The 11,697-nt window shown below is 38.1% G+C and carries 10 protein-coding genes; all 10 read right to left on the bottom strand.

What is annotated here, in order from left to right:
• Positions 1-133 precede the first annotated feature (133 nt).
• Positions 134-1,513 carry a hypothetical protein gene (locus tag ABYK33_RS09165; RefSeq protein ID WP_373032851.1) on the bottom strand — a complete coding sequence of 460 codons (1,380 nt, stop codon included), beginning with the start codon at positions 1,511-1,513 and terminating at the stop codon, positions 134-136.
• Entirely contained in the window at positions 1,513-3,432 is a 1,920-nt protein-coding gene (gene asnB, locus ABYK33_RS09160; protein ID WP_373032850.1) for an asparagine synthase (glutamine-hydrolyzing), read from the bottom strand. Before asnB ends, ABYK33_RS09165 begins: the two co-directional genes overlap by 1 nt.
• A 1-nt stretch (position 3,433) precedes the next feature.
• The gene (locus ABYK33_RS09155) at positions 3,434-4,531 is read right to left on the bottom strand and encodes a glycosyltransferase (protein ID WP_373032849.1); all 1,098 of its coding nucleotides are present in this window, start codon (positions 4,529-4,531) and stop codon (positions 3,434-3,436) included.
• Positions 4,528-5,763, bottom strand: coding sequence for a glycosyltransferase (locus tag ABYK33_RS09150; protein ID WP_373032848.1), 1,236 nt, complete (start codon positions 5,761-5,763; stop codon positions 4,528-4,530). Before ABYK33_RS09150 ends, ABYK33_RS09155 begins: the two co-directional genes overlap by 4 nt.
• The gene (locus ABYK33_RS09145) at positions 5,741-6,886 is read right to left on the bottom strand and encodes a glycosyltransferase family 4 protein (RefSeq protein WP_373032847.1); all 1,146 of its coding nucleotides are present in this window, start codon (positions 6,884-6,886) and stop codon (positions 5,741-5,743) included. Before ABYK33_RS09145 ends, ABYK33_RS09150 begins: the two co-directional genes overlap by 23 nt.
• 3 nt (positions 6,887-6,889) lie before the next feature.
• Positions 6,890-8,374 (bottom strand): glycosyltransferase, encoded by a 1,485-nt coding sequence (locus ABYK33_RS09140; protein WP_373032846.1) that lies wholly within the window; start codon positions 8,372-8,374, stop codon positions 6,890-6,892.
• Complete coding sequence (locus tag ABYK33_RS09135; protein WP_373032845.1) at positions 8,374-9,834, bottom strand: lipopolysaccharide biosynthesis protein; 1,461 nt, start codon at positions 9,832-9,834, stop codon at positions 8,374-8,376. The genes ABYK33_RS09140 and ABYK33_RS09135 overlap by 1 nt, the downstream gene beginning before the upstream one ends.
• Positions 9,835-9,854: 20 nt before the next feature.
• The gene (locus ABYK33_RS09130) at positions 9,855-10,409 is read right to left on the bottom strand and encodes an acyltransferase (RefSeq protein WP_373032843.1); all 555 of its coding nucleotides are present in this window, start codon (positions 10,407-10,409) and stop codon (positions 9,855-9,857) included.
• On the bottom strand, positions 10,409-11,491 hold the full coding sequence (locus ABYK33_RS09125) for a DegT/DnrJ/EryC1/StrS family aminotransferase (protein ID WP_373032842.1): 1,083 nt from the start codon (positions 11,489-11,491) through the stop codon (positions 10,409-10,411). The genes ABYK33_RS09130 and ABYK33_RS09125 overlap by 1 nt, the downstream gene beginning before the upstream one ends.
• 22 nt (positions 11,492-11,513) lie before the next feature.
• Positions 11,514-11,697: hypothetical protein (locus ABYK33_RS09120; RefSeq protein WP_373032841.1), on the bottom strand; the 184-nt coding region annotated here is incomplete at its 5' end.

Below are 11,697 nucleotides of genomic sequence, written 5' to 3'. Positions count from 1 at the left end.
TTCGAGCTTATGCGAAAAGCCATCTTTCGGCGCGATCGCCACAATATGGTAACCTTCTTCTTGCAAGGCTTTTAACAACCCCACTCTGAAGTTGTAGATGTTCCATGAGGTGTTGATGACGATGACGATGGTTTTACTCTTTTTCAATACCTGAATCCTTTTTCGAACGCTGCCCGATAGAGAGCTGTTTACGTTCCTCTTCCTCCAGACCTTTTTTCTGTTTCTGCTTCTGCAGGTAAATGTGCCTTGACACCCAAATAACAATCAACATCGCCGGCAAGATCTGCAACTTAAACCGCACTGCCATCCCAAGGTTTGTAGGCGAGATTATGACATAAAAGAGCGACCATGAAAAAATAAACAGGATCAAAAATCGCAAATACTTGTTTTTCAAAACCTCACGCCAGTTTTTGAATATGTATTTATAGGTAAAGTACAGTAAAAATACATTTTCAACGGCGGCTAGCAGCGAAAAAGGATTGCGTATATCCCATGGCATAGGACGGAAAAGGGTAGTAAAAAGGTTAGGAATGTAGTAAAAAAGGTAATCCCATATATTGTTAATATGCGTATATTCCAAACTACTTCCACCAAAAGCCAAAGTGTACGATGTATAACTCATCTTATAAAACAGCTCGTTAAATGAGGATATTCCCTGATTCTGCAAAAAGTAGCTGAAGCTTATATATAGAACCGGCACCAATGGAATGAGTGTGATATTACGTTTTATTGACTTTGGTCGAATATAGAACATCGCAATCGAGATGATCATAATGATGGCATACCAAGAACGGATATAACGTACGCCAATGATCGCAACAACTGTCCACAGCAACCACAACATTCGTCTTTTATTGATAAAACGTATAAACCCGTACATAAATATACCGATAAAAAGGAGGTTTAAAGGGTCTTTCCCCAGGATCGATGACCAAAACAGAACAGATGGGAAAAGAAAAAAGACATATATGAAATAGTCATTTTCCAGGGATAGGCCACTTCTACGCATAATAAGTTCATAACTTTTATAGATTAAAACAAGACCTAGGTAAGCTACAAATGAGTTCAATAGTTTTAGCGAAAAATAACTCTCCCCACCGATAAAAGTAAATATATAGTTGACAAAAATAGTATTGAAGGTCCCTGCTTTTCCATGCGTATGCTCCCCCGTAAAATGTACGGCCTCCGCGTAATACATATAGGCATCCAAGCCATAATACATCTCATAAGGGATCATAACGATCAGCGTCACGAATGCTTTTATAATCCATATATATGTTAATGGCTTATTTCTGAACAATGCTATTATTGACGTCAAACCCATAAAGAGGAGTAAGGCAACAGCCAGACTGTAGTAAGGGGTGTCATAATCACCATAGCGTCGTATAACCGTAAAAACATTCTTTGAAAAAAGATCAAAATTCATCAACAGTAGTAACGACGCCAAAAAGATAGCTACAGAAGAAAATATCAGTACTAAGGTTGTCGATGCTTTAGGATCTTTGAGTAACACTAGCTAGCCCACTCTTCGCGCCACATCTCGAACATGAGGATAAACCATAGTTCATTGATGTTAATGTACTGACCAGTGTAATACTGTTTCAGTGTTTGTTGGACTGCTTGTGCATCAAATATACCGCCTTCTTCTAAACGATTGTAATCCAGGTATTTGTCCAGCAAAGACCTCAGATCACTTTTCAGCCATTCAAACAGAGGCACTTGAAAACCGGACTTTGGTCTCTCCCAATACGCTTTAGGCAAATACTTTTCCAGCACTTTTTTTAGCAAATATTTTCCACTGCCATCTTTGTACTTTAGCTCTATGGGAATTGTCGCAACATACTCTATGATCTTATGGTCAAGCAGAGGTTCTCTACCTTCCAGACTTTGACTCATCGTCGCACGGTCAACCTTTGTAAGCACATCATCTGCCATAAAAGTTTGATAATCCATCGCCATCATCTGCTCAACTGGTTCAACATCCTGTAACATATTGAAATGATCGAAATTCGTATTGCTCAAAGTGTTCAGATCACCTTTCAAATACCGGCTAACCGTGTCTTTATCAACATAAGAGCTTGCCTCAACAAACATCTCATCAAGACTCTCTGCATTAATAGCTCTCTTAAACTTTTGAAACTTGTCACGAACATTGGTTTGACGTTTTGCTTTTGGCAACAGCTTATTGAGTTTTAAAGCACTCTCTTCATTCAAAAAACCTACTGTTTTTTGCACAACGGTTCTTCGCAGACCTGGTTTCAGGTATTTAACGGCTCTATTCAGAGCGAAATACTTGCTGTAGCCGCAAAACGTCTCATCACCGCCGTCACCTGAGAGGACAACAGAAACTTTCTCTTTCGCTGCTCTTGAAACCAAGATGGTAGCAATGGCAGAGCTGTCGCCAAAGGGTTCGTCGTAGATCTTTGAAAGCTCAGGTATGACCTGCAATGCATCTGCTTTAGAGCAGTAGTACTCGGTATGATCCGTTTTGAGATAACTCGCGATCTCTTTAGCCTGCTCCGCCTCGTTATAGCCACTCTCATCAAAACCGATAGTGAAAGTCTTTAACGGCGTAACTGACTCTTTTTGCAAGAGTGCCGTTACTAATGAGCTGTCAATACCGCCACTCAGAAAGACCCCGACAGGCACATCGGAAATCATCCGCAAAGAGCATGCCTCACTCAGCACTTTTTCAAGACTCTCCAACACCTCATCTTCCGTAGAAGCTATTTTATCCTGATGGTACAGTGTATTAACATCCCAATACTGATGAGTCTCAAAACTACTATTTTCAAGGTCATACTCTATGTAATGACCGGCTTTTAACTTATAGGTATCTTTGAAGATGCTGTACGGTGCTGGAATATAACCAAACTGCATGTAGGTTGGTATGACCTCTTTGTTAATTGTTTTTGTAAATCTGTCGTGCTTGTGAAAAGCTTTTAGCTCACTTGCGAACAAGAACAAGTCATCTTTTGCATGGTAATAAAACGGCTTCACACCCGCACGGTCACGGAACATAAAAAGTTTCTGCTGCTTCGTATCATAGATGACAAAAGCGAACATGCCTCTGAACTTCTCTACACAGGCAACATCCCAGGCATGAAAAGCTTTTAAGATGACCTCTGTATCGGTATGCGACTCAAACTCATACCCAAGAGCCTCTAACTCTTGTTTGATCTCATCAAAATTATAGACTTCACCATTATGAACGATATGCAGGTGTTTATAGGCCATAGGCTGTTGACCAAGTTCGGAAAGGTCCAGGATAGAGAGACGTTGATGCCCTAGCCCAACTTGAAAAGCCGGGGTGTCATCAAAATAGATACCAGAACTGTCAGGTCCGCGATGCTGTAAGGTTGTTGTCATTGCCAGAAGCTGTTTGGGCGACGATGCATGACTGTGATCAACAAACCCTACAATCCCGCACATGTTAACTCTTCACAGTTGTACGGATAAGCTCGACATACTTTTTACAATTCATACTGTGATTATACTCAGTTTCAATTTTTTGGATATTAGTCTCTGCCATCTTCTCTCGCAGCTCCATGTTTAAATAGAGCTTTTCAAAAGCCTCAAACCACTCATCAGCACTCTCTGCCAAAAAGCCGTTTTCACCCTCTTTAACCAGAGCAGTATTGATCCCGACAGGCGAAGCGACAACAGGCTTTGCACATGACATATACTGCACCAGCTTAAAGCCGCACTTCCCTTTTGACCATGGATCGCTTTTCAAAGGCATAATCCCTACATCAAATTTCAAGATCTCTTCGATCTCACTCTCTTCTGACCAAGGAATAACTTCGATTTTGCATCGTTCTTTCATACCATTATGCAATACACTCTCATTAAAGCCTACAAGGTTAAAAACAACATCATATTTGGAAGCAAACTTTTCCATAGCCTGCAAGATATCCACAATGTAAACACTGGTACTTTTTGAACCGATCCAGCCGATAACAAAAGGTTTTGCATCTGTTTTGACTTCATGCACCTGTATTGCTTTTTTATAGTTCTCCAACAGCACTACTGTTGGCAATCGCAAAACATTTGAATTGTATTTTTTTGCATACTGCTCAAGATAAGGGTTACAGACTATGACAACTTCAGCATTGCTAATAACCTGCCCTATTTTTTCGGCAAAGAACCATCGTACAAATGCACTTTTATGCTGATCATACTTGTGAAAGACAGCATCATCATAATCGACCACATACTTTATCTGCCGCTTTTTAAAAAGGTATTCAAAAACAGCTGGAAAAAATGGCAACAGCTCATATTCTATCAGGACCAGGTCGTACTTTTTTGGAAAAAAGAGCACTACAAGCAGCTGAAATACTCTGCGCAGGTAAGAGACAATAACGTTGAATATCTTTAGTACTTTGTTTGTCTGAACAAAATATGCCAAAGTGAAGAACGGATCTATCTGCATTGAGATGTGCTCTTTGGCAAAGCAATCGACATAGTTATAAAAACGGTAACGGCTGCTTGGTCCTTCATAAGAGTATTTTGTAAAAGCAATGATCTTCACGATGTTGCACTTTCTAATTGTTCATAAATGGCTTGGTATTTTCTTACCGCCATCTCTTTGTCAAAATGTTCACTAAATAGTCTCTCGAACACTTCGGTTTCATATTCCGGCACTCCCATCTCTCGAAGCAGTTCTGTAGCGACTAGCGCAAGGTTATCATCTAGCGTATCTAGGTCTATCACCTTGCCAACACTGTAGTGTTCAAGGTAAAACCCCATATCACCTACATTGCCATTGGTAATTGATGGTAATAGACACGCTACATTTTCGGCGAACTTGGTTGGGGCAGACGCTTGTTTTGAGAACGATGGTTTTATAAAGAAGAGTGACACATCTGCAATATTCAAGTATTTATAAACCTCATCAAATGCTGAAGAAGATATTTTCACTCTCTCCAATGGCAACAGATATTTAGAGATCATCTTTTGTATAAAAGGTTGCTCATGTTTATTGAGTACCAAAAAGTGAACATCTTCATCTTGTCTCATCAGCTCTTTTACTAACTTAACTTCACTCTCAAAATCATACCAGCCGCTCACCGTTCCGGTATGCACAACGATTTTATCTTTTTCAGAATAACCCAACGTACTTTTGAAAGCTCTTTTTTCGTCTTCATCCAAAAGTTTGAACAGTTCTTTGTTGGCACATGTTGGAATGACAGTAATCTTCTCTTCTGGAACATTTAAAGAGTTATGGAGGATCTCTTTTGCAGCATGGGTCAGTGTCACTATATGGTCTGACACTTTGTACAGATGATTGTCCAGCTTCTTGAGGAGCTTGTAGAGCAGTGAACTCTTTTGCAGCCGTCCACTGTCGACCTTTTCATCGATGGCAAACCCACGAATGTCAAAAAGCAGTTTTACTCCATGCATTTTTTTTAACACCCATCCCATTGTGGCAGGGATCATGCTCCGAGCGTGTACGATGTCGATAGAGTGTTTATGAACGGTCTTAGAACCCAAGCGTATGGCCAGAACTAACTGCCATAGAGTAGAAATTACCCCATACTTATTGGAATAGGTCAAATATTGCCATTGGATATTTTGGTCTTTGATAAGCTCTTGAATCTCATCCACATTTTTCAGATCATTTTCACGCTCAAACGAAAGCAGGTAAATCTCATTCTCTTTGCTGAGATCCATCAGATACTCCAAGACCTGTGAACGTCCAAGCGGTTCGGTCATACCCGTGAGAGAGATGTAAAAAACATTAGCCACGTAACATCTCTTCATAGTATGCTTTCCACTGCTTAGCAATGATCTTTGTATCAAACTGTTTGATCTTCTCTTTGGCATTTTCTGCCAAGCTGTCCCGTAATGCAGCATCATTATAAAGTCGTTCTATCGCCTTAGCCAGAGCTTCACTGTTTTTAGCGGGGACAAGCAGTCCTTCTTTATTATTTTCAATCATATCAACTACACCATCAATGTCTGTAGCGACTATTGGTTTTACTAAGGCCATTGCCTCACCAACTACCATTCCAAATCCTTCAGAAATCGATGGAACCACAACAAAATCACATGCTCTAATGAATTGAAAAAGGTCCTCTTGTAGCAAACCAGGGATCAAAACTACATTTAAAAGTTTTTTCTCTTTTATCTCACTTTTAATGTCTTCCTCTAATGGTCCAGACCCTACTATAAAATGACATAGTTTAATAGTCACTTTATCTAGTCGTTCTATCGCTTCAAGAAGATATGTGTGCCCCTTTTCTTTTACCAGCCTACCAGGCGTAATGGAAAAAAGGTCATACTTACTTGCATTGACATATTTTTTTAAGATCTCTGTTGCTTTAATATCTTGTGCAGTGTCAATTTGTCCCAACGGAAATGAGTTAAAGATTACATCAACATGTGAAATATTTAGGTGTGCTACATAGTGATCTCTAACGGCACCGCTTACCGCTACTTTTTTGTCTACCAATTTATTAACGACAAAGGCATCCAGATTTTTACGAAGCTTTTTAACAAAAGTAGTTGCAGGATAAGTGTTGTAACCGAGGTTATGAAAGGTTGTCACCGTTTTGACATTAGTATGGAAAAGCTTTATCAACCCCGTATAAAAATAGGCAAAGAACAGATGGGCATGGATGATGTCGTAGTGATGCTTTTTAATTAATTGGTTTAGTTTGTATATGCCCTCAACGACATTCCACTTATGGGATAGATGTAGACGGTGCACTTTGATCCCCTGCATTTCTAGTTCTTCAGCCAGATCATCTGTTTCAAAAAGAATGGCAACTTCACATTCAATGCCTATTTTTTGCAATGCTGGCAGTGTATTGATCAAAACCCGCTCTGCACCACCATTTCCAAGAGTTTCAATTACTGAAAGAATCTTTATCTTTTTTGACATAAACTAGTCAACTCTTTTTTTGATAAACCGTGCGGGTACTCCACCAACTATTGTATAGGACTCTATATCCTTAGTAACAACAGCATTAGCCCCGACGACAGCACCTTGACCAATTGAAGATCCTGCCGTCACAACAGTGTGAGCACCAAGCCACACATCACCTTCAATGATTATTGCTTTAATATCGTGAGGCTGCAAACTAATAGGAATATGACCTTTTGTTCCATGGTTAGCATCACGTATGATACTATATGCTGAAACTAGACAATCATTCCCTATTGCTATCGATTTTTTAGCTACTATCTGTGAACCAAAACCTATAAAACTATTTTTACCTATTATTATCTCGCCTTTTTGGGCATACAAAAAACTATTGCTTTCAATGGAGACATTATCCTCTATTATAATTCTTCCACCATCAGTTGTTTTAATGATGACATTTTTTCCTATTGTTACATTTTTTCCAATACGAATATTCTCTTCCAAAAAATGGATTTTTAAAGAACGCATACTGTTATTGAGTCCGAAAAGATTTTTTTTTATACTACTTCTTATTTTTCGTTTTGCTCTACTTATAACATCTATAAAATGTGAGCTTACAGAAAATATTTTTCTTTTTTCTTTATCATTGAAAATTTCAGACAACACCCTGAAATATACACTTATTTTTAATGAATATAATGATGATGCCAAATGATCTAACATTAATAATTCTAGATTTCGATTTAATTTATTTTCTATATCAGCTGAAATATTTGGATTCTTTTTTAGAGTTTGTAATGTAAGAAAACTTTTTTTTAATTTATCTACTTGCTGCAAACTACCCCAGACTCCGTTTGAATGGATTCTATATGATGCACATTCTATGTCTTGTTGATACTTACTTTCACCAAAAAAACCCAATAAATGCCATATAGCTGTATCGCCATTGTAAACTGACTCAAATTCGTGAGGTATATCGAGAGCAACATTTCTGAACATTACGGTAAGTGTTGGAATAGCTGTTGCCCCAGAACACATCTCATCACTATTATAGTCTCGTAAGCCTTTATACTTTTCTTGAGACTGTATTAGAATATTTCCATCTTCATCAACAACACTGTAATTATGAAATGTACATATGTATTTTTCATGATCATCTAAAAAATCCACCTGTTTCTGAAGTTTTAAAGGATCTGCCCAATAATCATCTCCTTCCAGCATAGCAATGTACTTTCCTGTACATGCTTTCAAGGTACTAATCACATTTGGCATCATCCCAATATTCTCATTATGTAAAAGCAGTTTAAACTTATCAGGATATTTATCTCTGTACTCTAATAAAATCTGCCGTGTATTATCTGTTGAGCAGTCTTCACCTACGACAATTTCATAGCGAAAATCAACCTCTTGCATCAAGATAGAGTCCAATGCTTCAGCGATATACTTTTCATGATTGTAAGTGATCATAAATACTGAGACAATTACATCATTGTTTTCATTAGGCATTAAGCTAATTTCCTTCTTATTTGTTGAATAACTGGCAATATTTGCTCTACAAAGTTTTTATAAGATGATGTCCCAAATATTCTACTAGCTAGAATATATAAGATGGTAAATACACTTGCTTTTAACAACAACATTATAATGTTACTATACTCTAATCCAAGACATAGTTCCTTAACGCCAATAACAGTAATTAGAGCAAGAGTCATCTGAACAATAATTGGTTGTACAAATGAAAACTTAGGTAGTCTAATCTCTACTGAGGCAAATATAATATTCAAATAGACTGCCAAAATAGATGCCAAGACAAGTCCATATAAATACCCTTCTATACCCCACATAAATGCTATGGCTAGATTACTACCAAAAACAATTTTTTTATATATTTCCAAGCGTAAAAAAGCCTTTGAATTCCCTCGGCTGCTTAATACATTCACAAGTAAAGCACTAACTGGATAAGCGAACCCACTTAATATAAGCAATTTAAAATACTCTGCAGAAGGCAGCCATTTTTCTGAAAACAATATGACGACAAGTTCTTCTGAAATCAGATACATCACACCTAATAATAAAAAAACAACAAAGCTAATCACACCTAGTGCCTTGATAATGATACTTTGGAAGCGGGATAGATCATTTTGAACCTTACTCAACACTGGGAAAAGTACACTCATTAAGCTACCTGATGAGTAATAAACTATCATTTGATCCAGTGACTTTGCCCGGTCGAAAAAGCCCAGCACTGCCGGTGTGAACAATTTACCGATTATAATCACATCAAGTCTTGTAAATACAGCATCTAATGCACCTGACAAGAACATGCGAAAACCAAAACCCCACAACTGCATCAATGCTTTAAAGGAAAACAGTAAAGAGGGAACCCAGCCTGCCACTATCCACACGTAAATGTTGAATATCACTCCACGAGATAAAGTTAAAGCTACTAAACTCCAAACACCTCCACCATTAAATGCCATAAAGACACCTACGATACCACTTAGTAGAGACGAGGTAAAATTAGCTACAGTCAATGCTTGATAATTTAGCTCTTTACGTAACTTTGTAGCCTGAACGCTACTAAACGCATTGATAAGAAAGGCTATTGACATTACCTGTGCTAGAGGAATTAACTGCTCATTATTATAAAAACCAGCAATCAATGGAGCAGACAAAAATGTAATTAGAGTTAATATAGAACCAATTACGATGTTGAAGTAAAATACAGATGAATAATGGACAGGCAAAACACGTCGACGTTGTATCAGTGCACTTCCGAGACCTACATCTGTAAATATTTGAGCAATACCTATGATGACCATCACCATTGCGACTAAACCAAATTCAGCCGGTTCAAGCAATCTTGCCAGGAAAATTGTGACAATGAAACCAGTTCCATGCATCGCCAATTTTCCAGAAAAATCCCAGATAAAGGCTTTGGTTCCTTGTGCTTTTAAGTTATCCAAGTTGTCTCACAAAACCATACTTATGGTCGAAAAAGTGAGCCGACTTGTTCACTCTCTGATAAAGCTTTGAACTTTTCATAGTTTTTCAAAACTTCTTCTTTATTACGCCAGCCTATCCGCTTATTTCCAACATAGACACCCCAAGGTTCCAAGTCTTTCGTCACAACCGATCCTGCACCTACTGTGGCACCTTCACCAATCATTACATCAGGTAAAACAACGCTATTTGTTCCAATAATAGCAAATTTACCTATGTGGATTTTGCCTGTTTTGACATTTCTAAACTCTTCAGCGATAGTAGGGTTTCCAAATCCTGCACCGTGAAAATCGTCACTTCCCGTAATAATCCTACATCCGGAGGATAATCCTGAGAAATTTTCCATTATCAACTCACCACCTCCACTAATAGACGCAAAGGATGCGATATGAACATAATTACCTATTTTGATCTGTTCCTTTGCATATATCAGAACAAAATCGTCTATGATTATATATTTACCGAAATCAATATTTTCGATTCCAATAATCTTTGTAAACTCAAAGGTTTTTACATTCGGAATTTGGTACTTATCCATCACAACTCTTTTACTGTTTGTTTAACGATTTCGATAATAATATTTTGATCCGCTTGTAAAAGTTCCGGGTACATCGGCAACGTTAGGATCCTTTTTGAAACACTACGAGAAACATGCATAATATCAGACACTTCTAAATAAGGTAAGGTGTCGAGTGATGGGTAAAAGTATCGTCTTGGGAATATATCTGCCTTATTCAACGCTTTTTGTACTTTTAACGTCTGTTCTTCGTTCTCAAAAAGAGCTGGAAAATAGCTGTAGTTATAGGTGCTGTCTGCATTGTATTGCTGAAACTTCACCACACCTTCCAAGCCGGATTTATAACACTCAAAAACTTCTTTTCGATTCGCAGTGATCTTTTCTATATCATCCAACACACACAAACCCATTGCCGCTTCAAATTCATTCATCTTGGCATTGGTACCTAGTGCCTTGACAGAATCAGGGCCATCGATGCCGAAGTTGATGAGAAAACGTGCTTCTTCTACTAACGCATCATCATTAATAATAAGTGCACCGCCTTCGATAGTATGGAAGAGTTTGGTCGCATGAAAACTCAGGGTAGATACATTGCCATGATTCAATAGACTCTCGCCTTTGTATTTCACCCCAAAAGCATGTGCTGCATCATAGATAACTCTCAAATCATGCTTATTTGCAATCTTCTCAATTTCTTCTACTTCACAGGCGTTTCCAAATACATGAACAGGGACAATAGCACTTGTTTTTTCTGTAACAGCACTTTCAATATTTTCAGGATTAAGATTGAAAGTCTGAGGGTCTATGTCTGCAAAAATTGGTTTTAAGCCGTTAGAAACCAAAGAACTTGTTGTAGCGACGAACGAAAAAGGTGTTGTAATAACTTCACCTTTAAGTTTTAAAAGTCGATAGGCTATTTCGAGGGCAATCGTTCCATTTGCAACCAACACAATATTCTTTACACCAAGATATTCTGCAAGTCGGGTTTCAAGTTCACGTACTAAAGCACCGTTATTGGTCACCCAGCCACTTTCAAAGATCTTATCAACATAAGAGATATACTTCTCTTTATCTGGCATATATGTTTTAGTGACATTGATCATAAATAAGTTCTTAAACCTAGGATCACTTGCTCACTTCTAAAAGCGCATTCTGCTTTTCAACATCGTCAACCAACTTAGATTTCTCATCCGAAAGTCCGAAGTGGTAGTCGAGGCCGACTGTTCCTATCAGCGAGTTGTCTGGCGTATCTCTGTTTACCAATACATATTTCCAGCGCCCTTCGACATAGGCACTGAACGAATCTGTC

The sequence above is a fragment of the Sulfurovum sp. genome, from assembly GCF_041562805.1.
GTDB lineage: Bacteria > Campylobacterota > Campylobacteria > Campylobacterales > Sulfurovaceae > Sulfurovum.
This window is presented reverse-complemented; position numbering and strand designations above follow the sequence as displayed.